Source organism: Streptomyces sp. SS1-1 (assembly GCF_008973465.1).
GTDB lineage: Bacteria > Actinomycetota > Actinomycetes > Streptomycetales > Streptomycetaceae > Streptomyces.
This window is the reverse complement of the sequence record NZ_WBXN01000004.1, coordinates 4,910,833-4,928,899: the sequence shown is the minus strand read 5'-3', so window position 1 is coordinate 4,928,899 and position 18,067 is coordinate 4,910,833. Positions and strand designations below refer to the sequence as shown.

Here is an 18,067-nt window from a genome sequence, read left to right as displayed (position 1 = left end):
GGACGGGGGTATCCGTACGGAACCAACCCCCACAAGTCCCCCACGCGGACCCGTGATTCTGCAGACAATCCGCAAATCCCCCCGCCAGGCCGTGTCCTCGGCACGTGTCAGACGGTTATGCCCGCTGGGGGAGCTCCGCGTCGGAGCCAAGGAAGCAGGAAAACAGCGATGCGCGTAGGTAGTTTCGTGTTGGCGGCCCGGTTCCCGGGCCAGGGCGACGGGGAGGCGCTGCACCGGGCGGTCCGCTCCGCGGAGGTCGCCGAGGAGGCGGGCCTCGACTCGGTCTGGCTCGCCGAGCACCACTTCGTGCCGTACGGCACCTGTCCGTCCGCGGTCACCCTGGCCGCCCTGCTGCTCGGCCGCACCCGCCGGCTGCGCGTGGGCACGGCGGTCAGCGTGCTGCCGACCGCGCACCCGGTGGCCCTGGGCGAGCAGGCCGCCCTGCTGCACATCACCTCCGGCGGGCGGTTCTCGCTGGGCGTCGGGCGCGGCGGGCCCTGGGTCGACCTGGAGGTGTTCGGCTCGGGTCTGGCCGCCTACGAGGAGGGCTTCCCGGAATCACTCGATCTGCTGCTGCGCTGGCTGCGCGAGCCGGCGGTCGGGGCCTCGGGCGAGCGGTTCGGCTTCCGCGAGGTGCCGGTGGTGCCCCGCCCCTCGGAGTGCCTGACCGAGACGGAGGGCCCCGAGGTGGTCGTCGCGTGCACCTCGCCGCGCAGTGTGCGCCTCGCGGCCGAGCGCGGGCTGCCGATGCTGCTCGGCATGCACGTGGGCGACGAGGAGAAGGCCGAGATGGTCGCCCTGTGGCGGGAGCAGGCGCGCGCGGCCGGGCGCGGCGAGGACGAGATCCGCGCGGCCGCCCATGTCTCCGCCGGGGTGTGCCAGATCGCCGACCGGCGCACGGACGCCGTGGAGACGCTCACGAAGGCGATGCCCGGGTGGCTTCGGCAGGGTCTGGAGGCCCATGTGACGGTGGACGGCCGCGCGCGGGCCATGCGCGACCCGCTCGCCTACACCGAACTGCTCTGCGGGCTGCACCCGGTGGGCACCCCGCGTCTCGCCGCCGACCGGCTCGCGGCGACCAGCGAGCGCACCGGGATCTCCCGTTTCGCCCTGCTGGTCGAGGGCTCGGGCGACCTGGCGGCCACCGAGGAGAACGTACGGCGGCTGGGCGCCGAAGTCCTCCCGCAGCTCGGCTGAATCGCGCGCGCGGGAGGTTCCCCGCCGGTGGGCTTGCCGCCCCGGTACTGATGCACCTCCCGCGTACGGAGCGGCAAGCGAGCGGCTCGCGTCAGCAGTCCCTGAACTCCGGGGACTGGTTGAGCACCTGACTGCGGACCGAGGTGAAGCGGGCCAATGACTCGTCGACCGAGGAGTCGACCGGGAACACCGCCACCCGGTGGCAGTTCTGGAAGGCCAGCCGCACCCCGAAGTGCCGCTGCAGGGCGCCGCGTATCGCGTCGCTCGCAAGGGCACGCAGCAACTGTCCCCGTGCCTGCTCGTCCGGCGGGGGCGTCTGGTTGTCGGCGAACTGACCGCCGTCGACCTTCAGCTGAGCCACCAGGGAGCTGATCATCTCCCATGCATAGGGCAGGGAGGTCCGGACGCAGTCGACGAATTCGGCTTCGTCGACCTCGCCTCGCTCGGCCTTCTCGAGTAGGGCCGGTGAGACGTCGAGCGACATGGGTTCTCCTCTCGCACCCCCGCCGGTGGCAGGGGTTGCCGGACAGATGAGGGAGTCCGCGCGACCGGACACGCTGTGTACACACCCCGCGACCTCCCGTTTAATACGGTAGGCAACAGACCGTGACGGCACCAGGAGAATGCGTACATGAGCCAGTCCCTTTAGGCTCACAATCGGCCAGAAACGAACAGGGGCAGTCCGGGGTCTAACGGACTCTCCCAGGGCGGATCGCGTCGACCCTGGCCCGTCGAGTAGCGTTGCGGACCATGCGTCTCGTCATTGCCCGATGCTCCGTGGACTACGCGGGCCGGCTCACCGCCCACCTGCCCTCGGCCCCCCGTCTGATCCTGGTCAAGGCGGACGGCAGCGTCTCGATCCACGCGGACGACCGGGCCTACAAACCCCTGAACTGGATGTCGCCGCCCTGCACGCTGAAGGAGGGCGACGGCGAGCAGAAGGACGTCTGGACGGTCGTCAACAAAGCGGGCGAGAAGCTGATCATCACGATGGAGGAGATCCTCCACGACTCCTCGCACGAACTGGGCGTGGACCCCGGCCTGATCAAGGACGGCGTGGAGGCGCACCTCCAGGAACTGCTCGCGGACCGCATCGAGACGCTCGGCGAGGGCTACACGCTGATCCGGCGCGAGTACATGACGGCCATCGGCCCGGTGGACATCCTGTGCCGGGACGCCGAGGGGCAGACGGTCGCGGTCGAGATCAAGCGGCGCGGTGAGATCGACGGCGTGGAGCAGCTGACCCGCTATCTGGAGCTGCTGAACCGCGATCCCCATCTCGCCCCGGTGCGCGGCGTCTTCGCCGCCCAGGAGATCAAGCCGCAGGCCCGGGTCCTCGCGACGGACCGCGGGATCGGCTGCCAGGTGCTGGACTACGACGCGCTGCGGGGCATCGAGGACGACAAGCTCCGGCTGTTCTGACGCACCACGCGACGGCAAAAGGGCCGGTTCCGCTTGGCGGAACCGGCCCTTTGGTCGTGATCGGGCCGTCAGATGACGGTGTCCGTGCCGTCGCTCTGCGAGGCGCTCGCCGTACCGCTCGCGGGCGCGCTGGACGCCGGTCCGCTCGCCGAGTCCGAGGACTGCGGCTCGGACGGCGGCGGCTCGCTGGTGGGCGGCTCGGTCGTCGGGGTCTCGCTGGTGGGCGGTTCCGAGGTCGGCGGCTTCGTGGACGTCGGGGGCTTGGTCGTCGGCGGCTTCGTCGAGGACGGCGGCTTCGTGTTCGACGGCGGCTTCGTCGTCGCGTCGGAGTCGCCGCCACCCGGCTTGTGCGTGCCGCTCGGCTCGTCCGACGGCTTCCCCGAGGTGGTCGGCGTCGGATCGTCCGAGGTGCCGAGCGTGCCGTCGGGACCGGGGTCCGTCGGCCGGCTGGTCGCCGGACCGGTGTCGCCGGAGTCCTTGCCGTCCGTGCCCGCCGCCTCGTCGGCGCCGAGGCTGTCGTCGCCGGGGCCCTGGCTCGCGGACGGGTTGACGCCGACCCGCGTGGACGGGCCCTCGGGGTCACCGTCGGAGGTGGCGCCGAGCGTCACGACCGTGCCGAGCACGGCCACCAGGAGCGCGCCCGCGCCGGCCGCGACGAGGTTGCGCTTGGCGAAGCTGCGGACACCGCCCCGGCCCTTGTGGGTGGGCACCGGGTCCGCGGGCGCGAACGAGCGGTGGGTGACCAGCGTCGAGGTGTCGACGACGGGCGGGAAGGGGGCCGGCACTCCCCCGGGCGGCGACTGGGACTCCTCGTACCGGGCGTCCGGCACCTCCTCGCCCGCCGTGGCGGTGAGGGCGGCGAGTCCCGGCGCGGTGCCGGTGCGGTCGGCGACCAGGGCGAGTGCCCTGCGGCCCGCCACAGTGCCGCGCTTGTCGGCGAGGGCGCCGCGCAGGCCGATCGCGGTCTCCAGCTCGGTGCGGGCCCGGTCCAGGCGGCCGTCGCACAGGGCGAGGACGCCCAACTCGTGGTGGAAGTAGGCCTGTTCCGTGACGTCACCGGCCGCCCGGGCCGCCTCGGCGCCCGCGCGCAGCGCGCGCTCCCAGGCGCTCCAGTGCAGCCCGGCCGCGAACGCGGGCGCCGCGGCGCGGGCCAGCTGGACGGCGGGGTCGGTCTCGTCCTCGTCGGTGCCGGAGGAGCCGCCGGCCGGGGCCGGGGAGGCCACGAGCACACCGAGCGCGGCGAGCAGGGCGTCCGCCTCGGCGCTGACGCGCTCGGGGGTGACCGAGGGGTGCCCGGCCCACCAGGTGTAGTGCTGGGCGGCGCTGAGGGCGGTCTCCTCGACGTCGTCGGCGTAGCCGGCGGCCTCCAGCTGGATCTGCACGCCGGCGGCGAGCCGGTAGCGGGCGCCGATCGGCGAGACGAGTCCGCAGTCGGTCAGTTCGCCGAGGGCGGCGTCCGCGTGGGTGTCGCCGACGAGGGCGGGCAGATGCGCCTGGTGCGGCATCTCGCCGCCGAGGGCGACGGCGAACCGCAGGGCGGCGCGGGCGGAGGGGCTGAGCCGTGAGGCGAGCAGCCGGGCCGGTGCGGCCGCCTCCCCGAGGGACGGCAGCGGTACCTCGTCGCGGTCGCGGACGTTCTCCGTCTCGACGGCGTCGGCGGGCGGGGCGTCCTCGAAGACGCCGTACTCGTCGACCGCCTCGGCCTCGGCCCGCAGCCGGTCGCGCTGCCGCAACAGGGCACCCGCCTGGACGAACCGCAGCGGCAGGCCCTCCGACTCGAACCAGAGGTCGCCCGCCCAGTTCCGCTCGTCCTCGGTGAGGTCGCGGCCGACGACGTGCTCCAGCAGTTCCATGGAGGCGGCGCGGTCGAGGCCGCCGAGGACGACCTCCTCGACGTCGGACTCGGCGGACGGGGCGGGCACGTCGGGGGTGGCGCCGAGCAGGAAGGCGCACTCGGGGGTGGCGTCGAGGAGCTCGTCGAGGGCGGTGCCGCCGAACTCGATGTCGTCCAGGACGACGACCGCTCCGATGTCCCGTACGCACGCGAGCAGTTCGTCCTGTTCCGGACGGTGCAGCGGGGCGTCGTACACCGCGCGGAAGAGGTCCCGCAGAAGGTCGTCCGGGGTGCGGTGGAAGCCGGTGAGCCGGACCACGCCGTCGGGCGCGAGGTCCGCGCAGTCGTCGGCGACGAGGTCGAGGAGGCTGGTGCGGCCGGCGCCGCGGGGGCCGACCAGGCGCACGGAGCGGCCGCGCGCGAGCAGCCGGACCAGTTGCTCACGGTCGTCCTGACGGGCCAGCAGGGGCGGGGCGGGGCGCGTCGGCCCGGGCGGCACGGGCGGCTTCGCGGCCCGGTCGGCCTCGGCGCGGTCGGCCGTGGAGAGCTTCTCGGGGCGGGACGGCCGCTCGGCGGGCGGGCAGGGTTCTATCTCGCTGCCGTCGACCGGGTTGACGGTGAGCAGGAGGTCGCCCGAGACGAGCTGGACGGTACGGGCGAGTGTCGGCGCGTGCTGTCCGAAGTCGGGTGTGAGGGGATCCCTGGGCGGGCGCGGACGCGACGACTGCTCGTCCGCGTCATGGCCGTACCCCTCGGGTCCCCGGGTGTTCGGGTCCATAGGTTCCTAGCCCCCCAAAAGCGTCGTGTGCGTATGCCAAGCCCCTCCCGGCCTTGCTGCACACCGCGCTGTCGCTTCTGGTCCGGGCCCGCTCGAAGGGAAACGTCGAGCCAGCGGGCAGCCGAACCCTAAACCTTGGCACAGTATCTACGACAGCCCGGGGTACCGCGCCGTCCGAGACATCACAGTCTCGTGAGGATTGTGCGCGGTGCGCCGTTCGCAGACGGAACGCCCGACTGTCGCGCCCCACCCGTGCCGGGGTGTCACACGCGGGGCAGGGACTCCACCCCGATGCCGCCCTCGATCGCCAGGATGCGGTGCAGCCGGGTGGCCACCAGCAGACGCTGCATCTGCAGCGGCACGCCGCGCAGCACCAGGCGCCGGCCGCAGCGGCCGGCCCGCCGGTGGGCCCCCATGATCACCCCGAGTCCGGTGGCGTCCCAGGAGTCCAGCTCGGACAGGTCGAGCACCAGATCGCCGACTCCGTCGTCGACGGCCGAGTGCAGGACCGTACGGGCGTCCGCCGCGCTGCGGACGTCGAGGCGGCCCCCGACGACCAGTTCGGCGTGGTCGCCCCTGATGTGCATAGCGCTCCCCTAAGCGTGCGTTCGTGCTCCGCGGTGTGTGGTCTGCGTAGGTGCGTGGGTCTGTCTTTGCTACGAGTCTTCGCAGTGGCCGGTGATGCAACCTCTGACTGCGTTCAGCGGCCAGAGGTTGCCGCCTGTGAGCGAACCGATACCGAATTCACCCCATCGCGTGACTCGTGCGGGGGCTGTGCGGTGGTGTACGAAACCTCAGTAGCTGTAAAAGCCTTGCCCGCTCTTGCGGCCGATGTCACCCGCGTCCACCATCCGGCGCATCAGCTCCGGCGGCGCGAACTTCTCGTCCTGGGACTCGGTGTAGATGTTCGAGGTGGCGTGCAGCAGGATGTCGACGCCGGTCAGGTCGGCCGTGGCGAGGGGGCCCATGGCGTGGCCGAAGCCCAGCTTGCAGGCGAGGTCGATGTCCTCGGCGGTGGCGACGCCCGACTCGTACAGCTTGGTCGCCTCGACGACGAGCGCGGAGATCAGCCGGGTGGTGACGAAGCCGGCGACGTCGCGGTTGACGACGATGCAGGTCTTGCCGACGGACTCGGCGAACTCACGGGCGGTGGCGAGGGTTTCGTCGCTGGTCTTGTAGCCGCGCACCAGCTCGACGAGCTGCATCATCGGCACCGGCGAGAAGAAGTGCACGCCGACGACCCGCTCGGGGTGCTCGGTGGCCGCCGCGATCTTGGTGATGGGGATGGCGGAGGTGTTGGAGGCGAGCACGGCGTCCGGGCGGACGATCTTGTCGAGGGCCCGGAAGATCTCGTGCTTGACCTCCAGCTTCTCGAAGACCGCCTCGACGACGACGTCCGCGTCGGCGGCGGCGTCCAGATCGGTGGTCGCGGTGATCCGGGCCAGGGCGGCGTCGGCGTCGTGCGCCTCCATCCTGCCCTTGCTCACGAACTTGTCGTACGAGGCCTTGATGCCGTCGGTACCGCGCTTGAGCGCCTCGTCCGTGACGTCCCGCAGGACGACGTCCCAGCCCGCCTGCGCGGAGACCTGGGCGATCCCGGAACCCATCAAGCCGGCGCCGATGACGGCAAGCTTCCGTGCCACTGTTGCGACTCCCCTTAGAAACGCCTTACACCCTGTTGAGGTTGCTCTTCGGCGGACCTTAGCGGCAGCGGGGCACTGTGTGACCGGTTAGTAACGCGAGTCACGTCTCATCTGACGGACATCACACCGGCACGGCTCATTGCGCGCCCCGGACGGCGTAGTTGAGCACCTTCTCGCTCAACAGCTCCTCGATGTCGTCGAGAAGCGCCAGCGCCTCACGGGACACTTCGCCCGGTTTGCGCCCCTTGACCATCTCCCGGCCGACGGCCTCGAAGACGCTCTGGTGGATCCAGGCGAGCTGACCCGCGATCAGCCCCGGCAGCGGATCGCCGGGGGCGGCGCCGGCCTCCTCGCGCAGGGTCGTCTCCAGGTCGTCGTGGATCTCCTGCCGGAGGCTCCAGAGCCGCGAGCGCAGCGGCGGCGCGTCCTGGATGCAGCGCATGAAGCGGTCGTAGCCCTCCATGAGCCCGAGGCGGGGCGAGACCGCCTCGATCTCGGCGCGCAGCTCCCGCAGCACGGCGCGGGCGGCCGACTCCCCCCGCGGCCGGCCGCGCACCCAGCGGGACAGCTGGTCGACGACCCCGGCGGAGCGGTCGAAGAACAGGTCCTCCTTGGCCGGGAAGTAGTTGTAGACGGTGTTCACCGAGACGTCGGCGGCCTCCGCGACCTCGGCGACGGTCACGGTCACGAAGCCGTGCTCCAGGAACAGCCCGGTGGCGATGTCGGAGATCCGCTGCCGCGTCTCGCGCTTCTTGCGCTCCCTGAGCCCTTCCGTCATGCCCTCATCCTAACTTCGATGGGGCCTCTTGAATTTTGGGGCCGTTGCAAAATTTCAGTGACTCTGTTTTCCTGTGCCCATGCCTGTCATCAGCGCGGCCGGACTGGCCCGCACCTTCCAGACCAGGCGCGGCCCCGTGGAGGCCGTGCGCTCCGTCGACCTGACCGTCCGGGAGGGCGAGATCCTCGGCCTCCTCGGCCCGAACGGCGCCGGCAAGACGACGACCCTGCGGATGCTGACGACCCTGCTGGCACCCACCGGCGGCGCGGCCACCGTCGCGGGCCACGACCTCGCGACCGACCCCGCCGGGGTGCGCCGCGCCAGCGGTTACGTGGCCCAGTCGGGCGGCGTGGACCCGCAGATCACCGTGCGGGAGGAGCTGGTGACCCAGGGCCGGCTGTACCGCCTGTCCAGGGCGCGGGCCGTCGAGCGCGCCGGGGAACTGGCCCACGACCTCGGTCTGACCGAGCTGCTCGACCGCAAGGCGGGCGCCCTCTCCGGCGGCCAGCGCAGGCGCCTGGACATCGCGATGGCGCTCACCCACCACCCGAAGGTGCTGTTCCTCGACGAGCCGACGACCGGCCTCGACCCCGGCAGCCGGGCGGACCTGTGGGACCTGGTGCGGCGCCTGCGCGACGAGCAGGGCACCACCGTCGTCCTCACCACCCACTACCTGGACGAGGCCGACGCCCTCGCCGACCGTCTGGTGATCGTCGACGGCGGCACCGTCGTCGCGGAGGGCACGCCGAGCGCGCTGAAGCTGCGGTACGGCGGCTCGATCGACGCGACCCTCCAGGACACCTTCGTCGCCCTCACCGGCCGCGGCCCGGCCCCGGCCGACGCCGCCCCCGTCGCCGTATAGGACCCCTCATGCTGATCCAGGACACGGCCCTCATCTACGGCCGCTATCTCCGCCAGTCCCTGCGCTCCCGGTTCGCGCTGCTCTTCGGCGTGCTGATGCCGCTGCTGTACCTGCTGTTCTTCGGCCCGCTGCTCACGGACCTCCCGCTCGGCGGGAAGGGGTCCTCCTGGCAGGTCCTCGTGCCCGGCCTGCTGCTCCAACTCGGCCTGTTCGGAGCGTCGTTCGCGGGCTTCGCGGTCATCATCGAACAGAGCCAGGGCGTGGTCGACCGGATGCGGGTGACGCCCGTCAGCCGGCTCGCCCTCCTCCTCGGGCGGGTGCTGCGGGAGGCCACGGTGTTCGTCTTCCAGGCAGTGCTGCTGGTGCTGGCGGCGCTCGCGATGGGCCTGCGGGCCCCGCTGCCCGGCGTGCTGATCGGGTTCGCCTTCGTGGGCCTGCTCACGGTGTCGCTGGCCTCCCTGTCGTACGCGCTGGCGCTGAAGGTCCGCACCCCGCAGGAGTTCGGCCCCGCGGTCAACGCCCTGACGATGCCGATGATGCTGCTGTCCGGCCTGATGCTGCCGATGACACTGGGGCCGCGCTGGCTGGACGTCCTGTCCCACTTCGTCCCCTTCCGCTATCTGGTGGACGCGGTCCGGGACGCCTACGTCGGCGCGTACGCCACGGAGCACATGCTGTACGGCACGGTCGTGGCCGTCCTGTTCGCCGTGCTCGCCGTGACAGTGGGCACACGCGTGTACCGCACCGCCGGAGCGTAACTAGGCTGGTCACATGGTCAATCTGACGCGCATCTACACCCGGACCGGCGACCAGGGCACCACCGCCCTCGGCGACATGAGCCGGACCTCCAAGACCGATCTGCGGATCTCGGCGTACGCCGACTCCAACGAGGCGAACGCCGTCATCGGCACCGCCATCGCCCTCGGCGGGCTGGACGAGGAGGTCGTCGAGGTCCTCACCCGTGTGCAGAACGACCTGTTCGACGTGGGCGCCGACCTGTCGACGCCGGTCGTGGAGAACCCCGAGTACCCGCCGCTGCGCGTGGAGCAGTTCTACGTCGACCGGCTGGAGGCGGACTGCGACCGCTTCAACGAGCGGCTGGAGAAGCTGCGGTCCTTCATCCTGCCCGGCGGCACCCCCGGCGCGGCCCTGCTGCACCAGGCGTGCACGGTCGTCCGGCGCGCGGAGCGCTCGACGTGGGCCGCGCTGGAGGTGCACGGCGAGACGATGAACCCGCTCACCGCGACCTACCTCAACCGCCTCTCCGACCTCCTGTTCATCCTCGCCAGGACGGCGAACAAGGAGGTCGGGGACGTGCTGTGGGTGCCGGGCGGGGAGCGCTAGCCGGGGCGGACGGTCACCGGACCACGGTCTCCCGCTCCGGTTCCCGGCCGGGCGCGCCCTTGGGCCGCTTCGGCCACAGCAGGTAGGTCAGGGCGATCAGCCCGTGGATGCCGGCGGCCCGCAGCGCCACCCACTGGAAGGACCGCAGCGACGAGGTGTCGCCGTCCCCGACGTACCAGACGGCGGCCTGCAGCAGGGCCAGCGCGACCGCCGCCCCGAGAAGCGTCCGCAGCCAGAGGGCGCCCTCGTGGCGGGCCCGCGCCATCCCGTACCGCGGCGGGCGCGGGGGGCGGGGCGCCCCGGCCAGGCGGTGCGCGGCGTGGCCGTCCAGCCAGCGGATCGTGTAGTGGCCGTAGGCCACCGTGTAGCCGATGTAGAGCGCCGCCAGGCCGTGCTCCCAGCCGGGCTCCGCGCCGTTCCTCAGGTCCACCGCCGTGGCGGCGAACAGGACCAGCTCCAGCACCGGCTCGCACAGCAGCAGCACCACGCTCGTGCGGCGCCACTTCAGCAGGTAGCGCACGGCCAGCCCCAGGGCCAGCAGCACCCAGAAGCCGGCCTCGCAGGCGACGATGAGGGCGACGATCACGACGGACTCCCTTCGTTCACCCTTCCAGGCTTCCGTGCGTTCCGGCCCGCCGCGTCGTCGCGGCCGACGAATCCGCGGTACATCGAAAGATGCAGTCCGGGACCGGTCTCGGGGATCAGGCGCACGCCATGCGCACCGTGTTGGATGGGATGCATGGCCGTACGACCCCTCCGCCCTCCCCGCTTCGACGTGGCCGCCGCGCTCGCCGGGCTGCTCGGCGGGCTGCTGCTGTGGGCGTTCGGGCTGGGCGTGCGGTCGGGCGACGACCCGATGGTGCTCTTCGACGGCCGGTGGGCGCTGCTGGTGCCGCTCGCTGTGACGGCGTGCTGCGAGCTGCTGCGCCGCACCGCCCCGCGCACCGCGCTCGCCGTCGGCACGCTGGCGCTGGCCGCGGACACCGTGACGCAGGGCAGCATCGCGACGATCGTGATGTACACCGACCTGATGTACGCCGCCGTGGTCTACGGCACCCCCGCGACCGCCCGCCGGCTGCCGTGGATCACCGGGGTGCTGACACTGGCCGGGATGCTGGTGCCGTACGCCGTGCTGCGGGTGCCCGAGGCGCTGCTGATCGGTCTGGTGGTCGGCGCGGTGACCTTCGCGCCCGCGTCGACCGGTCTGATCGTGCGCAACCACCGCGACGCCGCCGACGCGGCCCGGCTGCGGGCCGAGCAGACGGCACTGCTCGCCGAGATGGACCGCGTCCAGGCCGTGTCCTCGGAGCGCGCCCGCATGGCCCGTGAGCTGCACGACCTGGTGGCCAACCACCTCTCCGCCATCGCCATCCACTCCACCGCCGCGCTCTCCCTCGATGACCCGGCGACCTCCCGGGACGCCCTGTCCGTGATCCGGGAGAACAGCGTGGCGGGGCTCGCCGAGATGCGCCGGCTCATCGGCATCCTGCGCGACGCGGCCCACGACACGGCACCGGCGCCCGCGCCGACGCTGGACAGCCTCGACGCGCTGGCGGACAGCGCCCGCGCCAACGGCCTGGACGTCCGTCTCGACGCCGACCCGGGCGCGGTCCCGGCCCCGGTCGAGCTGGCCGCCTACCGGATCGTCCAGGAGTCGCTCACCAACGCCCTCAAGCACGCGGCGCCGGGCCGGGTCCTGGTCTCCGTCGTCCGCCGGGACCTGTGTCTGGCCGTCACCGTGACCAGCCCGTACGGGGACCGGGAGGGGCCGCGCGCGCCCGGCTCGGGCGCCGGTCTGGTCGGGATGCGGGAGCGGGTCGCGCTGCTCGGCGGCACGTTCGAGGCGGGCCCCACCCGTGACCCGGACTCCGCGGACGGCAGGATCTGGGCCGTACGCGCCCTGCTTCCGCTGACCGAAGGAGACTCCGCATGATCCGTGTCCTGGTCGCCGAGGACCAGTCCGCGGTCCGCGCCGGCCTCGTCCTCATCCTGCGCAGCGCGCCCGACGTCGAGGTCGTCGGCGAGGCGGCGGACGGCGAGCAGGCGGTGGCGCTCGCCCGGGAGCTGCGCCCCGACCTGGTGCTGATGGACCTTCAGATGCCGCGCCTCGACGGGGTGTCCGCCACCCGGCAGGTGGTGGCCGAGCGGCTCGCGGACGTGCTCGTGCTGACCACCTTCGACCTGGACGAGTACGTCTTCGGGGCGCTGCGCGCGGGGGCGTCCGGTTTCCTGCTGAAGAACACCGAGGCGAAGGACCTGATCGAGGCGGTCCGCACGGTGGCGCGGGGCGAGGGTCTGATCGCACCGGCCGTCACCCGGCGTCTGATCGCCGCGTTCGGGGCGAAGCCGGCGCGGGAGAAGGCGCCCGATCCGTCCGTGCTGGACGCGCTCACCCGGCGCGAACGCGAAGTGCTGTCCTGTCTCGGCCAGGGACTGTCCAACGCGGAGATCGCGGCCCGGCTGGATATGGCCGAGGCGACGGCGAAGACGCACGTCAGCCGTCTGCTGGGAAAGCTGGAACTGCGCAGCCGGGTCCAAGCGGCCGTACTGGCGCAGGAGTTGGGTATCTAGATCACGGGCGGGGGAAGCCCATCGCGCGTGAAACGTCAAGTGGTCCAGACCTATTGACCTGTGGTCCAGACCTTTCTATTCTCACCGCACCATGAGTGGGCGTGAGGCTCAGTCACGCCCCAGGACTCCCCCAAGGAGGCGCGACATGCGCTTCAGACACAGAGCCGCGGCAGGATTCGCGACGCTGTTGCTCCCACTGGCCGGTCTGGTCGGCCTCGCGAGCCCGGCCGAGGCGGCGACCTCCGCCACCGCCACCTACTCCAAGCCCCAGGACTGGGGCACCGGCTTCGAGGGCAAGTGGACGGTGAAGAACACCGGCACCACCACGCTCTCCTCATGGACCGTCGAGTGGGACTTCCCCTCCGGCACCTCGGTCACCTCCGCGTGGGACGCCGACGTCACCTCCTCCGGCACCCACTGGACCGCCAAGAACAAGTCCTGGAACGGCAGCCTCGCCCCCGGCGCCTCCGTCAGCTTCGGCTTCAACGGCACCGGCTCCGGCTCCCCCTCCAACTGCAAGCTCAACGGCGGCGGCTGCGACGGCGGCACCACCAACCCCGGTGACAACCCGCCCAGCGCCCCCGGCACCCCGACCGCGTCGGACATCACCAACACCTCGGTGAAGCTGTCCTGGAGCGCGGCCACCGACGACAAGGGCGTCAAGAACTACGACGTCCTGCGCGACGGCACCAAGGTCGCCACCGTGACGGCCACCTCGTACACGGACACCGGCCTGAGCGCCGGCACCGACTACTCGTACACCGTCAAGGCCCGGGACACCGCCGACCAGGTCGGGCCGGCCAGCGGCGCCCGCGCGGTGCGCACCACCGGCGGCGGCACCACCGACCCGCCCCCCGGCGACAAGGTCAAGCTCGGCTACTTCACCGAGTGGGGCGTCTACGGCCGCAACTACCACGTCAAGAACCTGGTGACGTCGGGCACGGCCTCGAAGATCACCCACATCAACTACGCGTTCGGCAACGTCAAGAACGGTCAGTGCACCGTCGACGACACCTACGCCGCCTACGACAAGGCGTACACCGCCGACCAGTCCGTCAGCGGCCAGGCCGACACCTGGGACCAGCCGCTGCGCGGCAACTTCAACCAGCTGCGCCAGCTGAAGGCGAAGTACCCGCACATCAAGGTGCTGTACTCGTTCGGCGGCTGGACCTACTCGGGCGGCTTCGGCCAGGCGGCGCAGAACGCGGCCGCGTTCGCCAAGTCCTGCAAGGCCGTCGTGGAGGACCCGCGCTGGGCCGACGTCTTCGACGGCATCGACATCGACTGGGAGTACCCGAACGCCTGCGGTCTCACCTGTGACTCGTCCGGCCCCGCGGCCATCAAGACGCTGGTGCAGGCGCTGCGCGCCGAGTTCGGCTCCAACTACCTGGTCACCGCGGCCATCACCGCCGACGGCTCCAACGGCGGCAAGATCGACGCGGCCGACTACGGCGGCGCCTCGCAGTACCTCGACTGGTACAACGTGATGACGTACGACTACTTCGGCGCCTTCAACGCGCAGGGCCCGACGGCCCCGCACTCGCCGCTGACGTCGTACTCCGGCATCCCGCAGGCGGGCTTCAACTCGGCCGACGCGATCGCCAAGTTGAAGTCGAAGGGCGTGCCGTCCAAGAAGCTGCTGCTCGGCATCGGCTTCTACGGACGCGGCTGGACCGGCGTCACCCAGGCCGCCCCCGGCGGCTCGGCGACCGGCGCGGCCCCCGGCACCTACGAGGCGGGCATCGAGGACTACAAGGCCCTGAAGAACTCCTGCCCGGCCACCGGCACCATCGCCGGCACCGCCTACGCCTACTGCGGCAACAACTGGTGGTCGTACGACACCCCGTCGACCATCGCCGGGAAGATGAGCTGGGCCAAGAACCAGGGCCTCGGCGGCGCCTTCTTCTGGGAGTTCAGCGGCGACACCGGCAACGGCGAGCTGGTGAGCGCCATCAACAGCGGTCTGCAGTAACCCGTACGACAGCGGTAACCCGTACGACAGCACCACCCCGCCACGGACAGGCCACGAGCCTGTCCGTGGCTCTTTTTTCGTCCCGCGCTCGTCGTCGGGCAGCAGAACGCGCCGATACCCCAGCAGCGGCCGGTGTGTCCGACGGTGTGAGGAGCGGCGCGTGGTCCGGGGGTCCCGGTGGCCTCAGGCGACGTTGACGCGCTGGCCGGGCGGGGCCGCCTCCAGCCAGGCCAGGAAGCCGGTCAGGGCGTCCTCGGTCATGGCCAGTTCGAGGCGGGTGCCCCGGTGCAGACAGGTGAGGATGACGGCGTCGGACAGGAGCGCCAGTTCCTCCTCGCCGTCGGGGACGCGGCGGCCGGCCACCTCGATGGCGGAGCGCTCCAGGACGCGGCGCGGACGGTAGGCGTAGGAGAAGACGCGGTACCACGCGATGCGGTCGCCGTTGTAGCGGGCGACGCCGTAACTCCAGCCCTTGCCGTTGGTGTCCGGTTTCTCCGGCACGTCCCAGCGCAGCGAACAGTCGAAGGTGCCGCCCGAGCGCTGGATGAGTCTGCGGCGCAGGCCGAAGACGAACAACCCCAGCACCACAAGGGCGACGACGGCTCCGCACACAGTCAGAGCGAGGACCATCGACACCGACCTCCTCGTCTCCTAGGTAACGGAACGGAAAAAACATCCGTATCTGCCTCAGCCGCGACCGGCACCGGATCGCTCCGGTCCCAGCCGCGGCTGAGTGACGTCAATCGCGAGCGCTCCCCCTGAGCCTAAAGGGCCCGGGAGGCGACCCGGGGGGTCAGCGCGCCGTCGCCGCCCGCAGGCGGACCTCCGCGCGCCGGCTGGCGGACGCGTCGTCCGCCGACTTCGCGCGCTCGAGCGCCCGCTCCGCGCGCTGGACGTCGATCTCCTCGGACAGTTCGGCGATCTCCGCCAGCAGCGACAGCTTGTCGTCCGCGAACGAGATGAAACCGCCGTGCACCGCGGCGATGACGGTCCCACCATCACTCGTACGGATGGTCACCGGGCCCGACTCCAGCACACCGAGCAGCGGCTGGTGACCGGGCATGACGCCGATGTCGCCGGACGTGGTGCGCGCGACGACCAGGGTGGCCTGGCCCGACCAGACCTCACGGTCGGCGGCGACCAGCGCGACGTGCAGCTCAGCAGCCAAGATGGCTCCTCGGGTCACCACCCGGCGGTTCTGCCGGGTGTTGGTTACAAGTCTAATAGGCATGAATGAGGGGGCGGGACGTGCCCCGCCCCCTCATCACGAGCTCAATGGCTCACGAAGACCGATGCGTCAGGAGACGCCCAGCTCCTTCGCGTTCTTCTTCAGGTCCTCGAGACCACCGCACATGAAGAACGCCTGCTCCGGGAAGTGGTCGAACTCACCGTCGCAGATGGCGTTGAACGCGGTGATCGACTCGTCCAGCGGCACGTCCGAGCCGTCCACACCGGTGAACTGCTTGGCGACGTGCGTGTTCTGGGACAGGAAGCGCTCGACGCGGCGGGCACGCTGGACGACCAGCTTGTCCTCCTCGCTGAGCTCGTCGATACCGAGGATCGCGATGATGTCCTGGAGGTCCTTGTACTTCTGCAGGATCCCCTTGACGCGCATCGCGGTGTTGTAGTGGTCCTGCGCGATGTAGCGCGGGTCCAGGATGCGGGACGTGGAGTCCAGCGGGTCCACGGCCGGGTAGATGCCCTTCTCGGAGATCGGACGGGACAGAACCGTCGTCGCGTCGAGGTGGGCGAACGTGGTGGCCGGGGCCGGGTCGGTCAGGTCGTCCGCGGGGACGTAGATCGCCTGCATCGAGGTGATCGAGTGACCACGGGTCGAGGTGATGCGCTCCTGGAGGAGACCCATCTCGTCGGCCAGGTTCGGCTGGTAGCCCACCGCGGAGGGCATACGGCCGAGCAGGGTCGACACCTCGGAACCGGCCTGCGTGAAGCGGAAGATGTTGTCGATGAAGAACAGCACGTCCTGCTTCTGCACATCGCGGAAGTACTCCGCCATGGTCAGACCGGCCAGGGCCACGCGCAGACGGGTGCCCGGGGGCTCGTCCATCTGGCCGAAGACCAGCGCGGTCTTGTCGATGACGCCCGACTCGCTCATCTCGTCGATGAGGTCGTTGCCCTCACGGGTGCGCTCACCGACACCGGCGAACACCGACACACCGTCGTGGTTGTTGGCGACGCGGTAGATCATCTCCTGGATGAGCACCGTCTTGCCGACGCCGGCACCACCGAACAGACCGATCTTTCCACCCTTGACGTACGGGGTGAGAAGGTCGATGACCTTGACGCCGGTCTCGAACATCTCGGTCTTCGACTCGAGCTCGTCGAAGTTCGGCGCCTTGCGGTGGATGGACCAGCGCTCGCCGGTGTACTGCTCGTCGACGTTCAGCACCTCACCGAGGGTGTTGAACACCTTGCCCTTGGTGAAGTCGCCGACGGGGACGGTGATGCCCGTGCCCGTGTCGGTGACGGCGGCCTGGCGGACGAGGCCGTCGGTGGGCTGCATGGAGATGGTGCGGACCAGGCCGTCACCCAGGTGCTGGGCGACCTCCAGGGTCAGCGTCTTCTTCTCGCCGGCGTTGGCCGGGTCGGCCACCTCGACGTGAAGGGCGTTGTAGATCTCCGGCATCGCGTCGACGGGGAACTCCACGTCGACGACCGGGCCGATGACCCGGGCGACGCGGCCCGTAGCCGTCGCGGTCTCAACAGTGGTGGTCATTTATCGGTCACTCCCCGCGGTCGCGTCGGCCAGGGCGCTGGCGCCACCGACGATCTCGCTGATTTCCTGGGTGATTTCGGCCTGGCGGGCCGCGTTGGCAAGACGGGAGAGCGTGTTGATCAGCTCGCCCGCGTTGTCGGTGGCCGACTTCATCGCGCGCCGCGTGGCGGCGTGCTTCGAAGCGGCCGACTGGAGCAGCGCGTTGTAGATCCGGCTCTCGACGTACCGCGGCAGCAGGGCGTCGAGGACGTCCTCCGCCGAGGGCTCGAAGTCGAACAGCGGGAGGATCTCGTCCTTGGACGGAGCCTCCTGCGCGACCTCGTCGAGGCGCAGCGGCAGGAGCTGGGCGCCCAGCGCCTGCTGCGTCATCATCGAGACGAACTCGGTGTAGACGATGTGGATCTCGTCCACGCCGCCCTCCGCCGTGTCCTTCTCGATGGCCTCGATCAGCGGGGCCGCGACCTTCTTGGCGTCCGCGTACGTGGGCTCGTCGGTGAAGCCGCTCCACGACTCCGCGATCTTGCGCTCGCGGAAGTTGTAGTGCGCCACACCGCGCCGGCCCACGATGTACGTGTCGACCTGCCTGCCCTCGCGCTCGAGGCGCTCGGTCAGCTGCTCCGCGGCCTTGATGGCGTTGGAGTTGAAGGCGCCGGCGAGACCACGGTCGCTCGTGAGGAGCAGCACCGCGGACCGCGTGACCGTCTCGGCCTGCGTGGTCAGCGGGTGCTTGGTGTTCGAACCGGTGCCGACCGCCGTGACCGCGCGGGTGAGCTCGGTCGCGTACGGCGTGGAGGCCGCCACCTTGCGCTGCGCCTTGACGACGCGCGAGGCGGCGATCATCTCCATCGCCTTCGTGATCTTCTTGGTCGCGGTGACGGATCGGATGCGACGCTTGTAGACCCGGAGCTGAGCTCCCATGAGTCAGGTCCCTT

At 71.1% G+C, this 18,067-nt stretch carries 18 protein-coding genes; 8 read left to right on the top strand and 10 right to left on the bottom strand.

Annotated elements, in window-relative coordinates:
- The first annotated feature begins 168 nt into the window (after window positions 1-168).
- Window positions 169-1,197, top strand: coding sequence for an LLM class flavin-dependent oxidoreductase (locus tag F8R89_RS24175; protein ID WP_151785908.1), 1,029 nt, complete (start codon window positions 169-171; stop codon window positions 1,195-1,197).
- Window positions 1,198-1,288: 91 nt separating this feature from the next.
- Here the strand turns inward: F8R89_RS24175 and F8R89_RS24170 are convergent, their stop codons facing one another.
- Window positions 1,289-1,681: an SCO5389 family protein gene (locus tag F8R89_RS24170; protein ID WP_062667708.1), complete on the bottom strand. Its 393-nt coding sequence runs from the start codon at window positions 1,679-1,681 to the stop codon at window positions 1,289-1,291.
- A 266-nt stretch (window positions 1,682-1,947) separates the two neighbouring features.
- Between F8R89_RS24170 and nucS the strand changes: the two genes are divergently transcribed.
- Entirely contained in the window at window positions 1,948-2,619 is a 672-nt protein-coding gene (gene nucS, locus F8R89_RS24165) for an endonuclease NucS (RefSeq protein WP_151785907.1), read from the top strand.
- 68 nt (window positions 2,620-2,687) lie between these two features.
- On the opposite strand, the gene F8R89_RS24160 is transcribed toward nucS, so the two are convergent.
- From F8R89_RS24160 to F8R89_RS24145, 4 genes are all read right to left on the bottom strand, one after another.
- Window positions 2,688-5,231, bottom strand: coding sequence for an ATP-binding protein (locus F8R89_RS24160; protein ID WP_151785906.1), 2,544 nt, complete (start codon window positions 5,229-5,231; stop codon window positions 2,688-2,690).
- A 263-nt stretch (window positions 5,232-5,494) separates the two neighbouring features.
- Complete coding sequence (locus F8R89_RS24155) at window positions 5,495-5,818, bottom strand: STAS domain-containing protein (protein WP_055625190.1); 324 nt, start codon at window positions 5,816-5,818, stop codon at window positions 5,495-5,497.
- Window positions 5,819-6,025: 207 nt separating this feature from the next.
- A complete protein-coding gene (locus F8R89_RS24150; protein WP_151785905.1) occupies window positions 6,026-6,874 on the bottom strand; it encodes a 3-hydroxyacyl-CoA dehydrogenase family protein in 849 nt (282 codons plus the stop codon).
- A gap of 136 nt (window positions 6,875-7,010) precedes the next feature.
- Window positions 7,011-7,652: a TetR/AcrR family transcriptional regulator gene (locus tag F8R89_RS24145; protein WP_151785904.1), complete on the bottom strand. Its 642-nt coding sequence runs from the start codon at window positions 7,650-7,652 to the stop codon at window positions 7,011-7,013.
- Between the two features lie 79 nt (window positions 7,653-7,731).
- On the opposite strand from F8R89_RS24145, the gene F8R89_RS24140 reads away from it, so the two are divergent.
- Genes F8R89_RS24140 through F8R89_RS24130 form a run of 3 tightly spaced genes read left to right on the top strand, consistent with a single transcriptional unit; the run spans window position 7,732 to window position 9,858 of the window.
- Window positions 7,732-8,514, top strand: a complete 783-nt coding sequence (locus tag F8R89_RS24140) for an ABC transporter ATP-binding protein (RefSeq protein WP_151785903.1) — start codon at window positions 7,732-7,734, stop codon at window positions 8,512-8,514.
- Between the two features lie 8 nt (window positions 8,515-8,522).
- Complete coding sequence (locus F8R89_RS24135) at window positions 8,523-9,272, top strand: ABC transporter permease (protein ID WP_151785902.1); 750 nt, start codon at window positions 8,523-8,525, stop codon at window positions 9,270-9,272.
- Between the two features lie 13 nt (window positions 9,273-9,285).
- Complete coding sequence (locus F8R89_RS24130; protein WP_151785901.1) at window positions 9,286-9,858, top strand: cob(I)yrinic acid a,c-diamide adenosyltransferase; 573 nt, start codon at window positions 9,286-9,288, stop codon at window positions 9,856-9,858.
- Between the two features lie 13 nt (window positions 9,859-9,871).
- Here the strand turns inward: F8R89_RS24130 and F8R89_RS24125 are convergent, their stop codons facing one another.
- On the bottom strand, window positions 9,872-10,444 hold the full coding sequence (locus F8R89_RS24125; RefSeq protein WP_151785900.1) for a hypothetical protein: 573 nt from the start codon (window positions 10,442-10,444) through the stop codon (window positions 9,872-9,874).
- Between the two features lie 153 nt (window positions 10,445-10,597).
- Between F8R89_RS24125 and F8R89_RS24120 the strand changes: the two genes are divergently transcribed.
- The 3 genes from F8R89_RS24120 (at window position 10,598) to F8R89_RS24110 (ending at window position 14,401) form a co-directional block, all read left to right on the top strand.
- Window positions 10,598-11,791, top strand: coding sequence for a sensor histidine kinase (locus tag F8R89_RS24120; protein ID WP_151785899.1), 1,194 nt, complete (start codon window positions 10,598-10,600; stop codon window positions 11,789-11,791).
- Entirely contained in the window at window positions 11,788-12,429 is a 642-nt protein-coding gene (locus F8R89_RS24115) for a response regulator (RefSeq protein WP_151785898.1), read from the top strand. The genes F8R89_RS24120 and F8R89_RS24115 overlap by 4 nt, the downstream gene beginning before the upstream one ends.
- Window positions 12,430-12,574: 145 nt before the next feature.
- Window positions 12,575-14,401: a glycoside hydrolase family 18 chitinase gene (locus F8R89_RS24110; protein ID WP_151785897.1), complete on the top strand. Its 1,827-nt coding sequence runs from the start codon at window positions 12,575-12,577 to the stop codon at window positions 14,399-14,401.
- A gap of 183 nt (window positions 14,402-14,584) precedes the next feature.
- On the opposite strand, the gene F8R89_RS24105 is transcribed toward F8R89_RS24110, so the two are convergent.
- The 4 genes from F8R89_RS24105 to F8R89_RS24090 form a co-directional block, all read right to left on the bottom strand.
- Entirely contained in the window at window positions 14,585-15,031 is a 447-nt protein-coding gene (locus tag F8R89_RS24105) for a DUF2550 domain-containing protein (protein ID WP_151785896.1), read from the bottom strand.
- Window positions 15,032-15,194: 163 nt separating this feature from the next.
- On the bottom strand, window positions 15,195-15,569 hold the full coding sequence (locus F8R89_RS24100; protein ID WP_151785895.1) for a F0F1 ATP synthase subunit epsilon: 375 nt from the start codon (window positions 15,567-15,569) through the stop codon (window positions 15,195-15,197).
- Between the two features lie 129 nt (window positions 15,570-15,698).
- On the bottom strand, window positions 15,699-17,135 hold the full coding sequence (gene atpD, locus F8R89_RS24095) for a F0F1 ATP synthase subunit beta (RefSeq protein ID WP_151785894.1): 1,437 nt from the start codon (window positions 17,133-17,135) through the stop codon (window positions 15,699-15,701).
- A complete protein-coding gene (locus F8R89_RS24090) occupies window positions 17,136-18,053 on the bottom strand; it encodes a F0F1 ATP synthase subunit gamma (RefSeq protein ID WP_151785893.1) in 918 nt (305 codons plus the stop codon).
- Between the last annotated feature and the right edge of the window lie 14 nt (window positions 18,054-18,067).

Coding starts and splice junctions, on each gene's coding strand:
- F8R89_RS24175 (WP_151785908.1), top strand. CDS start 169: ATGCGCGTAGGTAGTTTCGTGTTGGCGGCCCGGTTCCCGGGCCAGGGC.
- F8R89_RS24170 (WP_062667708.1), bottom strand. CDS start 1,681: ATGTCGCTCGACGTCTCACCGGCCCTACTCGAGAAGGCCGAGCGAGGC.
- nucS (WP_151785907.1), top strand. CDS start 1,948: ATGCGTCTCGTCATTGCCCGATGCTCCGTGGACTACGCGGGCCGGCTC.
- F8R89_RS24160 (WP_151785906.1), bottom strand. CDS start 5,231: ATGGACCCGAACACCCGGGGACCCGAGGGGTACGGCCATGACGCGGAC.
- F8R89_RS24155 (WP_055625190.1), bottom strand. CDS start 5,818: ATGCACATCAGGGGCGACCACGCCGAACTGGTCGTCGGGGGCCGCCTC.
- F8R89_RS24145 (WP_151785904.1), bottom strand. CDS start 7,652: ATGACGGAAGGGCTCAGGGAGCGCAAGAAGCGCGAGACGCGGCAGCGG.
- F8R89_RS24140 (WP_151785903.1), top strand. CDS start 7,732: ATGCCTGTCATCAGCGCGGCCGGACTGGCCCGCACCTTCCAGACCAGG.
- F8R89_RS24135 (WP_151785902.1), top strand. CDS start 8,523: ATGCTGATCCAGGACACGGCCCTCATCTACGGCCGCTATCTCCGCCAG.
- F8R89_RS24130 (WP_151785901.1), top strand. CDS start 9,286: ATGGTCAATCTGACGCGCATCTACACCCGGACCGGCGACCAGGGCACC.
- F8R89_RS24120 (WP_151785899.1), top strand. CDS start 10,598: ATGGCCGTACGACCCCTCCGCCCTCCCCGCTTCGACGTGGCCGCCGCG.
- F8R89_RS24115 (WP_151785898.1), top strand. CDS start 11,788: ATGATCCGTGTCCTGGTCGCCGAGGACCAGTCCGCGGTCCGCGCCGGC.
- F8R89_RS24110 (WP_151785897.1), top strand. CDS start 12,575: ATGCGCTTCAGACACAGAGCCGCGGCAGGATTCGCGACGCTGTTGCTC.
- F8R89_RS24105 (WP_151785896.1), bottom strand. CDS start 15,031: ATGGTCCTCGCTCTGACTGTGTGCGGAGCCGTCGTCGCCCTTGTGGTG.
- atpD (WP_151785894.1), bottom strand. CDS start 17,135: ATGACCACCACTGTTGAGACCGCGACGGCTACGGGCCGCGTCGCCCGG.
- F8R89_RS24090 (WP_151785893.1), bottom strand. CDS start 18,053: ATGGGAGCTCAGCTCCGGGTCTACAAGCGTCGCATCCGATCCGTCACC.